19 protein-coding genes are annotated in these 15,429 nt (G+C 68.8%); 7 read left to right on the plus strand and 12 right to left on the minus strand.

Features of this window, described 5'->3' with window-relative positions:
• The first annotated feature begins 117 nt into the window (after nucleotides 1-117).
• The 6 genes from J7E96_RS26400 to J7E96_RS26425 all read left to right on the plus strand — a co-directional run bounded on the left by J7E96_RS26400 (nucleotide 118) and on the right by J7E96_RS26425 (nucleotide 2,961).
• Nucleotides 118-465: a DUF317 domain-containing protein gene (locus tag J7E96_RS26400; RefSeq protein WP_215134559.1), complete on the plus strand. Its 348-nt coding sequence runs from the start codon at nucleotides 118-120 to the stop codon at nucleotides 463-465.
• A gap of 125 nt (nucleotides 466-590) precedes the next feature.
• Nucleotides 591-755, plus strand: a complete 165-nt coding sequence (locus tag J7E96_RS26405; protein WP_215134561.1) for a hypothetical protein — start codon at nucleotides 591-593, stop codon at nucleotides 753-755.
• 64 nt (nucleotides 756-819) lie between these two features.
• On the plus strand, nucleotides 820-978 hold the full coding sequence (locus J7E96_RS37710; RefSeq protein WP_251070460.1) for a hypothetical protein: 159 nt from the start codon (nucleotides 820-822) through the stop codon (nucleotides 976-978).
• Between the two features lie 142 nt (nucleotides 979-1,120).
• The gene (locus J7E96_RS26415; RefSeq protein WP_215134563.1) at nucleotides 1,121-1,333 is read left to right on the plus strand and encodes a hypothetical protein; all 213 of its coding nucleotides are present in this window, start codon (nucleotides 1,121-1,123) and stop codon (nucleotides 1,331-1,333) included.
• 74 nt (nucleotides 1,334-1,407) lie between these two features.
• Nucleotides 1,408-1,737, plus strand: a complete 330-nt coding sequence (locus tag J7E96_RS26420; RefSeq protein ID WP_215134565.1) for an esterase — start codon at nucleotides 1,408-1,410, stop codon at nucleotides 1,735-1,737.
• A 363-nt stretch (nucleotides 1,738-2,100) separates the two neighbouring features.
• Nucleotides 2,101-2,961, plus strand: a complete 861-nt coding sequence (locus J7E96_RS26425) for an abortive infection family protein (protein WP_215134567.1) — start codon at nucleotides 2,101-2,103, stop codon at nucleotides 2,959-2,961.
• A gap of 293 nt (nucleotides 2,962-3,254) precedes the next feature.
• On the opposite strand, the gene J7E96_RS26430 is transcribed toward J7E96_RS26425, so the two are convergent.
• The 9 genes from J7E96_RS26430 to J7E96_RS26465 form a co-directional block, all read right to left on the minus strand.
• Entirely contained in the window at nucleotides 3,255-3,659 is a 405-nt protein-coding gene (locus J7E96_RS26430; RefSeq protein ID WP_215134569.1) for a hypothetical protein, read from the minus strand.
• Nucleotides 3,660-3,767: 108 nt separating this feature from the next.
• Nucleotides 3,768-5,525, minus strand: a complete 1,758-nt coding sequence (locus tag J7E96_RS26435) for a relaxase/mobilization nuclease domain-containing protein (RefSeq protein ID WP_215134571.1) — start codon at nucleotides 5,523-5,525, stop codon at nucleotides 3,768-3,770.
• Nucleotides 5,525-6,190 carry a plasmid mobilization relaxosome protein MobC gene (gene mobC, locus J7E96_RS38540; RefSeq protein WP_215134573.1) on the minus strand — a complete coding sequence of 222 codons (666 nt, stop codon included), beginning with the start codon at nucleotides 6,188-6,190 and terminating at the stop codon, nucleotides 5,525-5,527. Before mobC ends, J7E96_RS26435 begins: the two co-directional genes overlap by 1 nt.
• A gap of 321 nt (nucleotides 6,191-6,511) precedes the next feature.
• The gene (locus tag J7E96_RS37720) at nucleotides 6,512-6,919 is read right to left on the minus strand and encodes a hypothetical protein (RefSeq protein WP_251070461.1); all 408 of its coding nucleotides are present in this window, start codon (nucleotides 6,917-6,919) and stop codon (nucleotides 6,512-6,514) included.
• A 17-nt stretch (nucleotides 6,920-6,936) separates the two neighbouring features.
• Nucleotides 6,937-7,569 carry a DUF2637 domain-containing protein gene (locus J7E96_RS37725; RefSeq protein WP_251070466.1) on the minus strand — a complete coding sequence of 211 codons (633 nt, stop codon included), beginning with the start codon at nucleotides 7,567-7,569 and terminating at the stop codon, nucleotides 6,937-6,939.
• 5 nt (nucleotides 7,570-7,574) lie between these two features.
• Nucleotides 7,575-8,141: a WhiB family transcriptional regulator gene (locus J7E96_RS26450; protein WP_215134575.1), complete on the minus strand. Its 567-nt coding sequence runs from the start codon at nucleotides 8,139-8,141 to the stop codon at nucleotides 7,575-7,577.
• A 118-nt stretch (nucleotides 8,142-8,259) separates the two neighbouring features.
• Nucleotides 8,260-8,964: an ATP-binding protein gene (locus J7E96_RS26455; RefSeq protein ID WP_215134577.1), complete on the minus strand. Its 705-nt coding sequence runs from the start codon at nucleotides 8,962-8,964 to the stop codon at nucleotides 8,260-8,262.
• Entirely contained in the window at nucleotides 8,964-9,983 is a 1,020-nt protein-coding gene (locus tag J7E96_RS26460) for a hypothetical protein (RefSeq protein ID WP_215134579.1), read from the minus strand. The genes J7E96_RS26455 and J7E96_RS26460 overlap by 1 nt, the downstream gene beginning before the upstream one ends.
• A 1-nt stretch (nucleotide 9,984) precedes the next feature.
• A complete protein-coding gene (locus tag J7E96_RS26465) occupies nucleotides 9,985-10,311 on the minus strand; it encodes a transcriptional regulator (protein WP_215134581.1) in 327 nt (108 codons plus the stop codon).
• 603 nt (nucleotides 10,312-10,914) lie between these two features.
• Here J7E96_RS26465 and J7E96_RS26470 point away from each other — a divergent pair.
• Nucleotides 10,915-11,787 (plus strand): helix-turn-helix transcriptional regulator, encoded by an 873-nt coding sequence (locus J7E96_RS26470; RefSeq protein WP_215134583.1) that lies wholly within the window; start codon nucleotides 10,915-10,917, stop codon nucleotides 11,785-11,787.
• Between the two features lie 384 nt (nucleotides 11,788-12,171).
• Here the strand turns inward: J7E96_RS26470 and J7E96_RS26475 are convergent, their stop codons facing one another.
• The 3 genes from J7E96_RS26475 to J7E96_RS26485 form a co-directional block, all read right to left on the minus strand.
• Nucleotides 12,172-12,801, minus strand: a complete 630-nt coding sequence (locus J7E96_RS26475; protein WP_215134585.1) for an HAD-IA family hydrolase — start codon at nucleotides 12,799-12,801, stop codon at nucleotides 12,172-12,174.
• Between the two features lie 288 nt (nucleotides 12,802-13,089).
• Nucleotides 13,090-14,325 (minus strand): MAB_1171c family putative transporter, encoded by a 1,236-nt coding sequence (locus J7E96_RS26480; RefSeq protein ID WP_215134587.1) that lies wholly within the window; start codon nucleotides 14,323-14,325, stop codon nucleotides 13,090-13,092.
• A gap of 149 nt (nucleotides 14,326-14,474) precedes the next feature.
• The gene (locus J7E96_RS26485) at nucleotides 14,475-14,996 is read right to left on the minus strand and encodes a hypothetical protein (RefSeq protein ID WP_308296149.1); all 522 of its coding nucleotides are present in this window, start codon (nucleotides 14,994-14,996) and stop codon (nucleotides 14,475-14,477) included.
• Nucleotides 14,997-15,429 lie beyond the last annotated feature (433 nt).

Raw genomic sequence — 15,429 nt, forward strand, 5'->3', positions numbered from 1 at the left:
GATCAGTTCGCCCACGGCAGACGGGGCATCCCCGGAAACGACTACGGACTTCGGCACACCCCATGCCAACGTACGGGTGTCGGGAAAACCGCAGGTCAACGAAGGGATCCTCCAACCATGAACGCTTCCGCCACCCTCCTGCCCGCCGTTGTCCGACCCGCCGGGGACGACCGCCACTGGCTCTCCTCGGACCACTGCGCGGGCCCGGTGTTCGAACTCCTCCACGCCCTCGAATGGACGGTCGTCGCCACCCCGGAGGCCAATGTCCACGCGACGAGCCCGGACGGCCGCGTCTACATCGGCTGGCTGCCCGAGGACCCCGCCGCCTGGACACGCGGCATCGTCTGGCGGGTCCAGGTACAGCCCGCCGAGGGCGACGCGTGGGTCCAGGAGTTCGGTACCAACACCCCGGCCGAGGCGGTAGCCGGATTCGTCGCCGCCCTCGTCGCCCACTCCCCCCGCTGAATCGGTGAGCAGGCTGCACCACCGGCCCGCCCCGCTCACCTGCACCTGTTCTCGGTTCCCGCCCCCTCCGGACCGACCGGCCCCGTCCCCGCTCACTGGCCCAGCAGGAGGTTCCGATCGCACGCATGCCCCTGACGACCCGTCCCGGCTACCGCCGTAAGTGCGCCTTCGCCCGTCGCTGCACCTGCTACTACCTGCCCGGTCAGTACGGCCGCCACGCCAAGCCCCTTCGCCGCCGTGCCGCGCGCCGAGCCGAACGACGCCAGTGGCAGCGCGGCCTCTCCGAATGACCGAGCGCCCTGACGTCCACCGCCCGGCCGTCCAGGGGCTCCTCCCCAACACGAGGGACTCACCGTGCCTTTCCACGCCCCGCTCACCAACCACCACGCCGACGGCACCCTCTGCCCGGCGGACCACAAGCACACCAGCTCCGGCAAGCCGCTCCACGCCGACTGCCCGGGGCGCTCGTACACCCAGGCCGTCTGCTCGTGCGGCGGCTGGGAGATGAAGTAACGCGGCAGGGGCTACGTCAACGAGTGCCGCAAACGGCACCTCGCCGGCCACGCCCCGGGGCCGAAGGTCCTCCGGGACCTGCTCCGTCTCGACGCTCCTTGATGCACCGACCCGCCCACCCGTACCGCTCTCGGAGGCTTCCTTGCCCCAGCACATGACCGTCGGCCATCTGCTCCGCCAGCTCCAGGGGATCGACCTCAACCTGCCGATCCGCCTCGCCGTCAACCCTGACTTCCCCTTCACCCACTACATGGGGACCGATGTCGTCGTCCAAGACGGCAAGGCGTTCATCGCCGACGACGGCCAGGAGGACTACCTCCCCACGTCGGTTCGCGACACCCTCACCTGGTCCTGACCCCTTCCCCCTACTCTCCGGAGGCTTCCATCTCGTCGCGCATACTCCCGCTGCACGGCCTCGCCGTACGTCCCATGCCGGACGACGTACGCGGCGCGCTGGTCCAGCGCGTCTCTACCCGGTACGACGGCCCGCTCGACGTCACGTGGCTCGCTGCCAGAACCCCGAATCTCCCCCTCGGCCGCATTCGCCTCCACTGGGAGCCCGCTTCTTGCTCCGGCTGGGACGTCACCGCCCACCTGGGCCTGGCCACCACCGAGGTGCATCTCGCCTCCTGGTCGTCCGCCCCGGACGACTGGCCGCGCCTGGTCCGCCCGACCCTCCACGAGGTGACTGGCCTCTGCGCTGCCCTCGCGTTCGCGACCGCCGCCCTGGACCTCTCGAACCGCCTCGCCGAGGTCTGACCGAGAACCGCAGAAGGCCGCCTCTCGCCGATCAGGCAGGGGCGGCCTTGCCGTGCGCCCGGCCACACGCGCGTACACCCACGAGGAAGACACCACATCATGGCCGACGACCAACCGCTCTGGCGATAGTGGCGGATGGAGGCGAAGTCAGGCCATTCAGAAATTTGAACCAGCCTGCCCGCTCCAGCTACACGAGGCCGCTTGGGCGGAGCGGCAGTTGGCGACAGCGTCGCCGCTCAGCGTCTCCCCAAGGTGGATGGCCCGCCGGGTGAAGACGGGCCTTGCTCAGGCCGCTCGGTTCGGATAGGGACGTTTGTCGGAAAAGGTCATGACGCTGTCAGGGTCTACTCGTATCTTCAATCCATGACCGTCACTGTCCGCCGGGAGCTGGTGAGTCCAGCCACCCGCAATGCATTCCGCTCGCTGGCCACGGACCTGACCGTTCGGATCGTGGCCGAGCTGTGGGAGGACCACGGGTTCGCGCCCATTCCTCCGGAGGAGCTGAAGTACGACGACCCCGGGCAGCGGCGGACCATGTTCATGCTCTACGCCGAAGGCGTGGACTGGTCTGACCCTGACCACGTTCGCCGGGCCCTCCTCGTCTTCGAGGACTTCATCCGCGCGTACAGGGACCCCAGCCAGCAGGAGACCCCCAAGTGGCTGGAGGACATCCGCGTTCGGCTGGAGCGGGACGGCTTCGCGCTCGACTCGAACGGCAAGATCTCGTGGGTAGCCCCACCTGTGCTGGCCCGGGACCTCAGCAACCTGAGCGACGCATCCGGCATCACGCTCGAGCTGGAGCGCATCAGGCGTGACCTGACGACCGACCCGTCCGGTGCGATCGGAGCGGCGAAGCAGCTCATCGAAGCGACTGCGAAGACGGCGCTGCGAGAGCTGGCCATCGAGATCGACAGCAACGCGGCCCTGCCCTCTCTCATCAACACCGTGCAGAAGTCGCTGAAACTCGATGCCGCGTCGGCGCCGGACGGCCCCGACGGGAGCAAGGCGATCAAGAAGGTCTTGTCTGGTGCGATCAACATCGCCGTCGGCGTGGCCGAGCTGCGTAACCAGGGCTTCGGCAGCGGTCACGGCCAGGCGAGCGCCCCGAGCGGACTCGGGGTCCGCCACGCCCGACTGACGGTTAACGCCGCAGTGACCTGGTGTGAGTTGATCCTCGACACGCTGGCGGACCCGGCAGCGCCGTGGCGCAAGGCCATCCCCTGACCTACGACCAGCTCGCCTCGACCCGGTCCGCATTTCAGACGTTGCACGACGATCGCCGTAGCGGGCGCCGGGAGGGAGTTGATGGCCAATAGCGCAGCGTTGGCGAGCGGGTCATCACAACTGTCAGAGTCCGTCCGTGGAGATCGGTCACTCGCGCAGTTCCCTGGCCCCCAAACCCACCGTCAGCAGGGTCAGGGCTGCCGAGGTCCAGCCAGTCTCGGCCAGCGCGACCAGGGGCTGAGGGGCGCCCCCAACACGTCGGTGACGCCCCTCGGCTTTCGTACCTGGCTCGCCTACTCCAGGTAAGTGCCGGCGAAAACACCGTCGAAGCCGAGCGCAGCGAGACCCTCCTCGACGGTGGGGTAGGTCGTGCCGTACGGGCTGGCGATCAGGGCGTCGAAGTCGGCGCGGCTGATCTCGGGTTCGAGCCACTGGTTGCTGCACCGGCAGCGGATCCAGACGTTGCGGCCTCGGTTGATGAGCAGCCAGTCGCGTCGGGCCCGGCAGGCCGAGCACATCACGGGGATGCCGCCGAGGGCGAGTTCGTGTGGGTGGCTGACGCAGCGTGTCGCGCCGGGGCCGTCGGCCGGCTGCGTGTCGTATTGGAGTTGCAGGAGGGGGTCGGTGCTGGTGGGAAGGACGGGCAGCGCGGGTGCAAGCTCCGTGGTGCGGTCGGTGGTTCTGAGCACGAGCGTCATCTCCCGGTCGAGGGCTTCCTGTTTCCATCCGTAACAGCCGGTGGAACCGGCTGTCCAGGCATTTCGTGGAGTCCGGTCAGTCGGTGGCCGGCCTTCCGGACGCGCTGATCAGCGGCGCGGTGGGCGGCTGCGCGGGTCAGAGACGGCAGGGCGCGGCGCCACTGTGGGTGCGTTCCGTTCGCTGGTGCGGTTGGCCGAGGTCTTGATCGGGCTGGTGCCGGCCTGCGGGCGACGCGGAGCTTCGCCCGAGTGGGCGGGGAGCTGGGCGATCCGGCGCAGGCGCCAGACCAGGACATCGTTCACGTCCGCGGCGGTGTCGAGTTCGCGCATGTCGATGGCCTGCTGCAGGAGGGCCTCGGGGTCGTGGCCTGCCTGCTCGGCCTGGGCGAGGGTGGCGACCAGGGCGTCGGTCTTCGTCGGCATGCCATCTGCTCGTACGCCCTGCTCCGGCAGAGCCGCGCGGAGGGTGGCCTCGTGCGTCCGGCGTTGGGCCTCGGGGAGGGCACGGCCTTGGTCGTGCAGCACCCGCATCGGCGTGGCAGCGGCCTGACGGTAGGCAGTTCGCAGATGCTCGGCGGCCTGTCGGGAGGCATGGGCCTGCTGGGCGTGACCGCGGGCGGAGTGCCACCGGGCGGCGGCGAGGGTGACCAGGACCAAAGTGGAGACGAGCATGGCGGTTGTGCCGCCGTCCTCGCCCCGGCCGAGCGCGCCGCCGGCCTGAACGATGCCCCGGGCGGCCGAGCGGAGAGCCCGGGTGTCGGCACGCTCTGCTCGGACGTGGCTGCGGGTCGCCCGCTCGAAGGCTCGGGCGGCGGCGGCCAGCTCGGCGCGGGTGGCGGCAGGGGAGGTCTGGGCGACCGCGTCCAGGAGTTCTCCGACGCCGACGAGCTGGGCGGCGGCTTCATCGTCGTCGCCGTCAAGGAGGACGGCCGCACGCTCGGCGATCCCGGTGGCGCTCCGTCGCTCTCGGGCGGGCGGGGACCAGTCCGCCCGGCCGCCGGCGGCCGACGGCGTTGCCCGCTCGGCGACGCCTTCGGCCAGCCGGAGGCGGATCTTCGGAAGGGACAGGTCGGGAGCCAGCTTGGAGCCGGGGTACCAGACCGGTTCACCGTGGCGGTTGCGGTCGCCGGGCAGGGCCACGTTGTAGCCGAGCGCGTCGCCGGACGGGGCGTGGCGCACCTTAACGCGTAGGCCCGCTTCGCGGATCCGGGTGAAGAACTCCTTCTCGTCGTCCGCTCCCGCGACGGCCTGGCGGACGGCTTCGCGGAGCGTCTCGCGGGAGGTCTCGGGGCGGCCGGTGCGTTCGGCCTTGAACTTCTCGGCGCTGGTGGGATTCTTCGCTGCGGTGCCGTCGCCGGCGTTGAGGCGGCGCAAACCCATCTCCTTTTCAACGCGCCGGCAGACGGCCTGGGCCTTGTTGAAGTCGTAGTTGAGGCGGGGATTGCGCAGGTCACCGCGGACCAGGGTGGCCACGATGTGGATGTGGTCCTCTGCGTGGCGGGCTGCGATCCACGGGCAGCCGTCAGGATCACCGTCCGGGGCGATGCCGGTGGCGTGGACGATGCGCTGGGCAACGGCGTTCCACTCCTCGTCGGAGAGCCGCCGGTCGCCGGGTGCGGTCCGGACCGAGCAGTGCCACACGTGCTTGGCGGGCGCACGGTCGCCGGCCTGCTTGACCCGGAGGTCGAGGGCGGCGGTGAGGCGGGCGAGGGTGACTTGCGGGTCGGTGTCGCGGCCGGGGTCGGGGGCGAAGCCGTCCCAGGAGCCGACGAGGTGCGCGTCGGTGTGCTCCTCACGCCTACCGGGGCCGTAGAGGTAGACGAGGAGTCCGTGGGTGCGGGAGCCGCGTCCGATGTCGGGAACCATCACAGCCGCCTGGTCACCAGGTCGTTCGCCGCGTCGTCGAGGTGGCCGAGGAGTCGGGTCAGAACGCTCAGTGCGTGTTCGAGTTCACCGGGACGGGGCTGTCCGCCGGCGTTGTGGACGTAGGCAATCTGGTTGATGTTGTTGCCGATCCGGGCCAGGGCGGTACGCAGGGCGGCGAGTTCGTCGATGGCCGTATCGAGTCGTTCGTTGTTGTGCAGGGCGGTCGCACCGCGGGTGGCGGCGAGGCCGGCGGCGGCAAGGAAGCGGGCGACGGTGACGCCGCGCTGCGCGGCGGCGGCGACGATCTCGGCTTTCTCGTCGTCGGAGAGGCGGGTGGTCGTCTTGCGGGCGCGCTCGCTCGGGTTGCGGCTGCGGCGGCGGGGTTTGCGGTCGGGGAAGGCGGGCGTGCTCGGGCTCGGCTGCTCGCGGTGGTCGTCGCGATCGGCTTCTCCCCCGGTGACCGGCGCCCCCTGGTGCCGGTTGCCCGGCTGGTTCCCGAGCGCCCTCGCTCGGGAACCAGCCGGGCTTCCCCCGCCCTCCGGGGCGGGGGCAAGTGCGTGCGACGGGCCGTAGGACCGTCGTACGCGATAGCTTGCTCCGCCAGGAGCCGTCGTGGGGTCACGCTGCTGTCCGGCGGTGGTCACCGCCGGGTCGTCGGTGGTCACCGGCTCGTCTCCGGGTCCTGCTGCTGGATTTCGCGGACGAGTTCCTCGATCCAGTCCATGGCCAGGACCGGATGGTGCAGGGTCCAGGGGGATCGTGCTGCTCTCGTTGCACGATCCAGGTGGTGTCGGGGCCGGACTGGGCGCGGTGGAGGTGGCCGCGCTGGTGCAGGACGGTCAGCCAGGAGTCGACTTCGGCGGGAGTGGCCGGGTGGGTGCGCATCGGGTGTTCTCCGCTTCTGCTCTGGAGGGGTGTGGGGCGGGTGACCGGAGCGGGTGACCGGCTGGGGTGACCGGCTCGGTCACCCGCTCCGTAACGTCCGGTCAGTTCCGGGCGGAGTTGACCGGCTGTCCGTGCTGGGCGCGGAGCTGGGCCATCAGGGCGGTCAGGGTGTCGCTGGAGAGCGGGATCTGCTGACCGCGGATCGCCTGGGCGACCACCTTGCGGGTCAGCTTGTCCTCGGCCCTGACCGCTGACCGGGCGATCTTCAGCAGTTCCTCGGTGTCCGGGTCGGGCCGCCGGTCACCAGGTGTCCGGGCCTCTCGGTCAGTGACCGGCGGCGGAGTGACCGGCGGGGTGGTGACCGCAGCCTGGCTGTCCTGGTCACTGGTGACCGGGGCGGTGTCGTCGGGGCGGTCAGTGACCGGCCGAGCCGAGTCCGACTGTCCGGGCAGGTCAGCGGCCTCGTGCGACTGTCCCCGGTCATCGGTGACCGGGTTGCTGCTGCCCACCGGGGCCCTGTCCCCGGTCAGTGACCGGGAGGCAGGAGCCTGCTTTTCCAGGGACAGTGGCGGCCGGTCGGTGAGGGCGGTGACCGGCTGACCGGCTGACCGGCCTTGACCTGACCGACCGCCGACCGGTTCTGACCGACCCGGTCAGTCCGGGTGACCGCGACGGCGTCGCCCCGGTCGGCCTGACTGGGGTGACCGAGGTCCTCGCGGTCACTTCCCTTGACCGGCCCCCGGGCGATGAGGATGTAGAGGTGGACCGCTCCGGCCAGGGCGAGCGGGGCGATGGTGGACAGCACCGCGACCACCGTGTCCCCGAGCCGGAGGCCGGTGCCGGCGACCGCGTCCTCGTTGAGCCGCACCGCGTGGAGCGCGTTGGCCCAGATGCTGGCGGCGGTGGCCGTGCCGAAGAGCGTCCAGACGTAGAGCCGGGCGCGCAGCGGCGCGTCGCGGAGGACCAGGAGCGCCCGGACGCCGTAGGCGATGAACCCGTCGATCACCAGGGGGAAGAGGTAGGTGAGGAAGCCTCGGATGTGGATGGCGACGGCCATCTGCTGCAGCGCGTCGTACGACAGCGCGCATCCCGCGCCGCCGAGGGCGATGACGACCGCGCGGTCCCAGCCGGATATGCGCGCCGTCTTCGGTGCGGTCATGGCGGTCACGCCGCCGTCCCGAAGTCGTCGCGGCCCAGGTGCTCGCCGCCGACCTCGCGTGACGCGGTGGTCGTGTTGGGTTGGTCCAGGTCTCGGTTGCGCAGGGCGCGGCGGAGTTCGCGGTACCGCTTCTGGGCGTGGTCCTCGGTGATCTTCAGAAGCCAGGCCAGGCGCTGTTCGGTCACCCCGTGGCGGTAGGCGGCGCGGATGACCGCGCGTCGCTCGGCCTTGGTGAGGTGGATGTCGCGGCCGGCGATGGTGTCGTTGACGCGGCTGTAGTCGAGGCGGTGGGCGATCTTCTCGTGCAGAGGTCCGCGCTCCTCCTCGGTCAGTCCGCCTCGGATGCCGTCGGCGTCGCCTCCTTCCAGCGCAGCGTCCAGGCAGACGCGGCGGACCGGGCACTGGCCGCACAGCGCCTTCGCTGCGGTGATCTTGTCGGTCTCATCGGGGTCCGGGAAGAAGATCTCGGGGTCCACGGGGTTGTACTCGGTGCTCTGGCAGACGGCCTGGTCCCGCCAGGTGTGGTCGCCGAGCGACCGGTGGCGGACAGGGCTGTGCGTCGTGCTGGTCATGCGAGTTGCTCCGATCGCTCTCCGCGCGCAGGGGCGTCGGCGGAGAGGTGCGCTGGGTCGGGGAAGTACTCGGGGCGGCGCGCGGAAGGCGCGGCCCGGCGTGGCGGCCTGGGGCGGGTCAGGCCGCGAGATGGTGGCGTCTGCGGTCGACCTGTTCGAACTCGACCCGGGTGGTCATCTGGGCGAGCCGGGAGGCGACGCGGTCGCCGAGGTGGGCCCGGAGGTCCCTGATCGCCAGGTTGGTGGTGATCAGGGTCGGAAGCTCGTAGTTGTACCGGCGGTTGATCAGCCGGTACGTCACTTCCTCGACCCACTCGCTGGCCTTGGCCGCGCCGAGGTCGTCGATGATCAGCAGCGGGCAGCGGCTGACGGCGGCCAGCTCCCGCTCGCTGTCGGCTCCGAGCCGGGGCCGCAGGTCGGCGTACAGGTCGGCGGCGGTGGTCGCACGCCAGCGCACGCCGACTCCGCTCTGCACCAGCCGCCGGACCGCGCCGTACGCCTGGTGCGTCTTGCCCGCGCCGACGACGCCGGCCATCAGCAGGCTGGGTCCGGTGGTGACCTGCCGCCTCGCTCCCTGGTTGGGGGCGACGGCGGCCTCGGCGACGGTCCGGACCCAGGCCAGGACCTGAGGGTGGTCGGCGACGGCGGCCCGGTAGCGCGGGGGCATCCCGGCCGACAGGGCCTCCAGCGGGGAGAAGGGCTCAGGCTCCTGGGCCGGTGCGGCGACGGTGGCGGGGTCGATGTTACGGGCGGCCAGGATCCGGGCCATCCGGTCCAGGGTTCCCTCGCCGAGGGTCTGCGGTTCGCGGTGACGGGTGCGCATCACAGCTCCTCGGCGTAGGCGGCAGCGGCGTTGGCCGGGTTGGTCCACGCCTGGTGGGCGGGCACGTTAGGCCGGATTCCCGGCCGAGCCAAACCGCCGGGGCGTGCGTTCATGGCCTCGTTGACCATGCTGGTCAGCACGCTCGGATGCTTGGGGTTCGCCGCGAAATTCGCCAGCCCGGCCCGGATGTGCTCCGGCGCGATGCCTTCGCCCAGGAGCTTCTTCGTGATCCGCCCGACGTGTCCGATCACGTCGCTGGGCGGGCGCTCGTCGCAGGCGGCGACGTACTCGCCGACGAGCTGGTTGGCCGAGACGCCGGCTGCGGGCGCCGTGCGCCCCGTAGGGACAAGAGATCCAGGATCCAAGATCCTAGATCCAGGCGCCGAGCCCTCTCCGACGCTTCGGGGAAGGTTCGGGGAGTCCTCGGAGAATGCCTCCTGACCTGCGCTCTTCGTTCCAGCCCGGCTAGGAGCGCCGCCCGCGCTGTCGGCGGCTTCCTGCTCGTCGGCGGAGGCCCCACCCGCGTGTCCAGGAGGCGTCGACGTGGTCTTGGCGGGCAGGTCGAGGGCTCGGGGAACGTTCGGCGAGGTCTCGGCGAGTCCTCGGGGAGCGGTAGACGAACCCTCGGTCCGCTTGGTGCACGTGCCCTTGCAGGGGGCGCACCGGTCGGCGGCCTGGTGCTGCGGGCAGGAGGGCAGGCGCGACTGGCTCGGCTTGTCGATCTTCTGGTGGTCGGACCAGGTCACGATGTGGAGGTACCGGCGGCCGTCACAGCCGGTGTACCGGCAGATCAGGCCGGCGGTCGCGAGCTGGTGGAGGTCGTCCTCGACGTGGACCGAGGTGTGCTCGGCGCGGAGGGGCCAGAGGAGCCCGGCGATGATCGCGGCGTTGTCGCGGTGGCGACCGTGGTCGTCGGCCTGGGTGAGCAGTCCGAAGAAGGTCCGCTCCGCCTCGACGCGCACCTCGGCGAGCGACTCGGAGACGAATGCCTCCGGCTTGATGGTTCGTATCCGCGCCATGTCAGCGGCCCCGAACGGCGGCGATCAGGTCGCTGCGCGTGAGGGTGGCGTCGGCAAGGTGGAAGGTGTGCGGTCGCGTCGAGTCCGCCTCCGGCCAGACCCTCAGGATCCAGCGGCCCGCGCCCCTGGCGGTGGTGCGGCCCACCTCCATGGTCTTCCCGGCCTCGTCGTTGACGACGGCGTGCGGGTGGGGCCACGTCTGCTTCGGGCCGTTGAGGCTGACCCAAGTGGTGGCCACGCCCGCGATCATGTCCGCGAGCTGAGCCGCGAGGCGGTGCTGACGGTCAGTGTCCGGGCAGGCCGGGGTTCCGATCGGCATGGCGAGCATGCGATACTCCGTTTTTCGTAGGAGCGCGGTGCGGCGGTTCTCGTGCAAAAGCCCCGCCGCCCGCGTGATGTGTATGGGCACCTCTCGGGGTGGCGACCCGGCGCTTGGGAGTTGGTAGCTCCCAGGCGCCGGTTTTCGTTGCCGAGCACGTCACGGACCATGCGCCCGCATTCGCCCCACCTCCTCCTCGGTCTGTCTCTCCTCAGGCATACGGCGTGACTCCCGCAGGCAGGGGTGTGCGTCCCGGCGTTTCATGGCCTAGTCAGTTCGTGCCTTTCATCTGCTCGTTCCGTCCCTCCCCGGGTCGCCGCCCGGCGGGGGACGACGAACATACGTAGACACCTGCGGCAAGTCCATCCCTGGCTCGTTACAGGTCGCACAGGGCTCGCGACGGCCGGTATCTCCGAACGGCGCGTTGCGCGAGTGTCCACGACAACGCAACATGCATAGGGGTCCTCCAGGGCTGGCACCATAGAGGGCCGGAGCCCGGCCACCAGATGCGATACGGAAACGTACGTCAGTTGCGTAGATGTATCAAATCTGGGCTACAGTTGCTCCAGAGGCCGCCCCCACCGGCCCGATCGCCACCCCGCAGGAGTTCATGTGCCACGTCAGTTCGACGGCAGCCGAGTACGTGCTGTCCGGCGGGGCAAGGACTTCCATCAGAAGGAATTGGCCAAGATGGTGGGCGTCAGCGCCCCCACGGTCGCGCGATGGGAGAGCGGCCAGGACTTCCCCAAGGGCGAGAAGCTCCCCGCAATCGCAGCGGCGCTCGGTCAGCCGCTCGATGTCCTTTTCCCCCACGACGGTCCGCCGGACCTGCAGCTCCTGCGCTGCGACGCCGGCCTCAGCGTCGCGCAGGCCGCTGCGATCATCGGCGCGAGCCGCGTGCCGGTGAGCAACGCCGAATCCGGCCGGCGCCGGCTCAGTGATGCTTACGTGCAGCCCCTCGCACGGGCGTACGGGGTGACCGAAGAGGAATTGCTGGCCGCCCAGGACTGCTCGTTCGGACTTCGCCCCAGGGCCTCGCGTGACGAGCAGGCGTCCGCACCCCGCACAGTCGGAGAGAAGATCAATTATCTCCTGCAGCACGGGTACGTTGGTCAGGAAGCGCCCTCTGATGAGGAAATTGCGCGGATCGTCAATCTGCACGCGGGCGTGGCGGCCGTCACCGCCGACGACATCGCCGCCCTTCGTGCGGGTGCCACGACGGAGGCTTCTGATGTGGTGCGCGCCGGCCTAGCTGAGGCGCTTCAGGTCGACGCGGCCCTCTTCCAGGACGATGCCGAGGTCGACCCTGCGGCCCGTGAATTCCTGGAGGCACTCCGCTTCCTCGGCTCGATTCACCGAGGGCAGATCCTCGGCCTGGCTGCCCGCGGCAACGGCGGGGGCCTGTCTGCCGAGATGATGGCCAAAATCAACGAGCTCGTCGGAGAGCTGAAGCACAAGCTGCCAGAGGTGCACGACGGGCGGTGACGCCGTCGGCGAGTATTCCTCGGGGCTTGGTTGTCTGAGGCCGCTCTGCCCGCTTGGCGTCTGACGCGGATCGTCGACCCTGCGTGGACCGGGCCGGTACGAGCTATTTCGGCAGCCGCGTCAGTGGTCGGCAACGGCGAAGGGACTACGGCGACGCCCTTGTGGGGGCATCGCCGTAGTCCCTTCGCTGTCCTGTTCTCGGCACTCCAACGCCGAGTGCGGAGGCTCGCTCACCCTCCGCGTCCACTGCCGCCGTGACTGCCTGCCGCGGCGGGCTATCGTCGACGTCTTGGGCGAGTTCGGTGTGCCGAGGTGTGGGCGAGCAGGGTCGACGGCTCTCTTCGATATCGAGGCCGGTCGGGCCGCCGCGCGGCTGACGCCGGGCTAAGACGCCGTGAGGTCCACGCCGAGCAGCTCGGAGAGAGTGGCCACCGTCTGCTGGGGGTCCTGGTTGTGCACCCCCGCGAGGCCGAGCTGTTCTGCTGCCTGGACGTACGCATGGGTGTCGTCGACGAAGATGCACTCCTCGGCCGGCAGATCCATGAGCTTGAGCGTGATCTCGAAGAGCTCGGGGTCAGGCTTGCGCAGCAGGTGCTGCTCGGAGATCACCACGACGTCGTACAGCCGCTCAAGCTCGTAGCCGTCGTACAGGTCCCACGGGGCGAGTCCCACGCTGTTGGACAGGATGCCTACCTTGATCCCGGCTCGCCTCGCCGCGGCAGCCGCGTTGATCATCAGCGGCTCGGGGCGAAGGTCGCCGAAGATGCGGCCGATCAAGTTGTCAGCCGGCACGCCCAGCATCTTGCCGGCGAACTCGTTCCACTCAGTCTGGGAGACCGCTCCGCGCTCGAGGTCACTGGTGATCCGGACGCCCTCGTCGTCCTTGTACAGGGCCGTGAGGCAGGCGCCCTGCGGAAGTCCCTCGCGCTGCTCGAAGGCAAGCACTGCGGGCAGCAGCGGAGTGGTGAGAACGCCTCCGAAATCGAGGATGAGGCCGGTGCGGCGGTTGGACATGCGGGAACTCCAGATTGCTGAGATTTCGGACGCCCATCCAGACCGGATAGCGTCACGGCCCGGCTACGTGTGGCGACGGCAGTAGCTGTGCGTCGCAGGCCGGGGTGCACTTACGGGGCGGAGCAAGACCTATCAGTCCGCACGACCCACGGTACCAGCCCAGTTCATGCAGCAGATGGTGCCAAATCTCACTCACCAGCCCGCTATTCAAGATCGCTATGCAGCCTGGTTCCGCTCGTCGGGAAATGGGTCTGAACCGAGAAATCAGACTGTGAAGCTCATAGCAGGCTAGCGACCCGGTTCGGATTCCAGCTCTATGGAGTACAGGAGAAGCTCCCGAGCCTGATCCGTGGTGATGTGCGAGTAGGCCGTGCTGACTCGCGCAAGCCACGCCGCTTCACTATCGGTGTCAACGAACGGCTTCTCTCTCAGAGGGGCGGTGGCGTACGGGTTGGCTTGCGAGGTGTCAGCGGCCTGGAGCGCGGCCTTAATCCAGTACGCCTCCGCGGCCGGCTCAGGGTCGGGGTGCGAGGCGGTGATGTCCTCGGCGGCGAACATCAAGTCTCGTGGAGCGTAATAGCGCAGCTTCTCGCAAGCGTCAGCAACGTCCTGAGTCCATCGGTCCAGGCGAACATCGATGGGGACGCGTATGTGCCTGAGTTCCGCGAGGCGCCTCCCTGGCGGATACAGGCTCGTCCCGGGAAACGCATCCACCAGGTCAAACCAGAGCGGGTAAGTCCTATACAGGGTGCGCCAAGTTCTCCACCGGGCCGCCGCCGCGCGGGTGGTGGGAATGCTCGCACCTACGGCAACGATCAGGAAGAGCAGGTTCATCCATATCGCTGTGGCGTCTACAAGGAGCCGGACCGTGGCGGGGCTTAGAGGGAACGCGACCGCAGCCCAAAGGATGGTGATACGCGCCAATGTGTGGGTCAGCCCCATCCACATTGAAATCCCCATCAAACCCAGCCCAACACGCATGCTCGTGTTCTCGACCCGTCGCGCCGCCCTCGTCCACTGGTAGCCGCAAACTGCGGTCGTGATGAGCGGGAAGAAGTAGAACACGGTCATGTAGACCGCGACCCCCCATTGCCCAGCGTGGTCAATGAGGAAGTTTTGGCTCGGCTGGTCGCGGTCCACCACGGTGAAAAATAGGACCGTAAGCAGAATGACGCCTATCGCTCCCGTCCCGTAGGACGCGCGGGCGATCCAGCGGGAGACCGCTACGTGCCGGGGTACGACTGTCTCCGAGCTCTTCCCGTAGCTGGTGGCGACGTAGGTCAGGGCCGCGATGATCGCTGCGGTACTGGCAAAGTGCCTGAGGAGGGCGCTCAGGTCCACTACAGGGATGCGATCCACCGCATCCATCGCTGCTGGCGTGTAGAGCCAGAGAGCTACGGCGAATCCCGCATAGCCGCCCCAGAGTGCCCGGCGGTGAGCGTCGGCGTACCGAACCGCAGGAAACCGCCATACGGCGATGAGGGTCATCACAGCCGCAGTAAGGTATTTGATGTAGTCGAACACGGAACCAGTGGGTATCTGCGCCGGCTGCACGTTTCGCCGGCCCGGAAGGTCAGTCGGCCGCAGCCTTAATTGCCAATAGGTGGACTGCGCGATGTGGCGGAAGTCGTAAGGCCGGGAACTGTGCCTCAGTGGTCGCCAGTCGATCGCGGCTAGAGTCGGCGCCGCGGTGGAGCAGCGACCGGGTGAGCAAGTGAATGCTCCAGGAGGCTGACCATGTCATCTCCCGTGAACGACTGACGGCGCGCCAGCCGCTTTATCAATGAAGCCGAAAGCTCGGCCTGCTTTTCCTCGGAGCTTCCAAAATCTACGCGCCCTTGAATCAGGGCCGACGGGAAACGTCGAAGGACTTCCTGACGAATGCGCTCAGGGACGTATCGCTCGATCTCTGCATCCGTCAGGGAGGTACCGTGGTTCAGCCACTCGTGCGCGAGCTCATGGAGAATGATGTGCTCGGTTTGATTGCGGCTTGAACGGCGGCGATAGAGAATGATCGTGAACTCCGGCGCTTTGACCCGGAGACCGCATGCCGTACCCAGGCCCCCGTCGGTGTCATCCAGTGGCACTAGCCGAATCTGGCGCCCCAACGCGCCCTCCATATTCCGCACCAGCGCCTCGACGCTGAAAGGAGCGGGGATAGGGAGATCGGCGAGCAGGCTCTCACATTCTTTCACGAGGGCGCGCCGTGAAGGGTCTCTACGCCAACGCATCGTCGCTCCATCGAAATGTCACTGAGGTGTTCACTGCCAGCCCGCGAGGCGCTAGTAGCCAGGAGCTTGTGCTTGAGGTGCGCGGCGGTCGGCCGACACACACTGTCTACGCCTAATCGTACAAGGAGGAAAGTATGATCCATGCGGGACAGGCTGTTGTGAAGGTCACCCGAGCGCGACAGTCTCACAATCTGGATCCCAAGATCGAAATTGAGTGACGGCGCGTTAGGGCTTGCCGGAAATCAACACGCCGGTTTGATCTTGGTTTTGTCGGGGTCGAGGAACCTGGCGACGTCTTCCCGTGTGTGGAAACGGGCTGTTGAGGCGGTGAGGTGAACACCATGGGCTTCCAGGAGCGGGCGGACGTCTTTCGCTGCGGAAGATTTCAAGTCCAGTG

The sequence above is a fragment of the Streptomyces sp. ISL-96 genome (assembly GCF_018614035.1).
Taxonomy (GTDB): Bacteria; Actinomycetota; Actinomycetes; order Streptomycetales; family Streptomycetaceae; genus Streptomyces.

What these genes read in the sequence shown, in the direction of transcription:
- J7E96_RS26405 (WP_215134561.1), top strand. Translation starts at nt 591, where the DNA reads ATGCCCCTGACGACCCGTCCCGGCTACCGCCGTAAGTGCGCCTTCGCC.
- J7E96_RS26430 (WP_215134569.1), bottom strand. Translation starts at nt 3,659, where the DNA reads ATGACGCTCGTGCTCAGAACCACCGACCGCACCACGGAGCTTGCACCC.
- J7E96_RS26400 (WP_215134559.1), top strand. Translation starts at nt 118, where the DNA reads ATGAACGCTTCCGCCACCCTCCTGCCCGCCGTTGTCCGACCCGCCGGG.
- J7E96_RS26460 (WP_215134579.1), bottom strand. Translation starts at nt 9,983, where the DNA reads ATGGCGCGGATACGAACCATCAAGCCGGAGGCATTCGTCTCCGAGTCG.
- J7E96_RS26435 (WP_215134571.1), bottom strand. Translation starts at nt 5,525, where the DNA reads ATGGTTCCCGACATCGGACGCGGCTCCCGCACCCACGGACTCCTCGTC.
- J7E96_RS37725 (WP_251070466.1), bottom strand. Translation starts at nt 7,569, where the DNA reads ATGACCGCACCGAAGACGGCGCGCATATCCGGCTGGGACCGCGCGGTC.
- J7E96_RS26475 (WP_215134585.1), bottom strand. Translation starts at nt 12,801, where the DNA reads ATGTCCAACCGCCGCACCGGCCTCATCCTCGATTTCGGAGGCGTTCTC.
- J7E96_RS26465 (WP_215134581.1), bottom strand. Translation starts at nt 10,311, where the DNA reads ATGCTCGCCATGCCGATCGGAACCCCGGCCTGCCCGGACACTGACCGT.
- J7E96_RS26425 (WP_215134567.1), top strand. Translation starts at nt 2,101, where the DNA reads ATGACCGTCACTGTCCGCCGGGAGCTGGTGAGTCCAGCCACCCGCAAT.
- J7E96_RS26455 (WP_215134577.1), bottom strand. Translation starts at nt 8,964, where the DNA reads ATGCGCACCCGTCACCGCGAACCGCAGACCCTCGGCGAGGGAACCCTG.
- J7E96_RS26420 (WP_215134565.1), top strand. Translation starts at nt 1,408, where the DNA reads ATGCCGGACGACGTACGCGGCGCGCTGGTCCAGCGCGTCTCTACCCGG.
- J7E96_RS26450 (WP_215134575.1), bottom strand. Translation starts at nt 8,141, where the DNA reads ATGACCAGCACGACGCACAGCCCTGTCCGCCACCGGTCGCTCGGCGAC.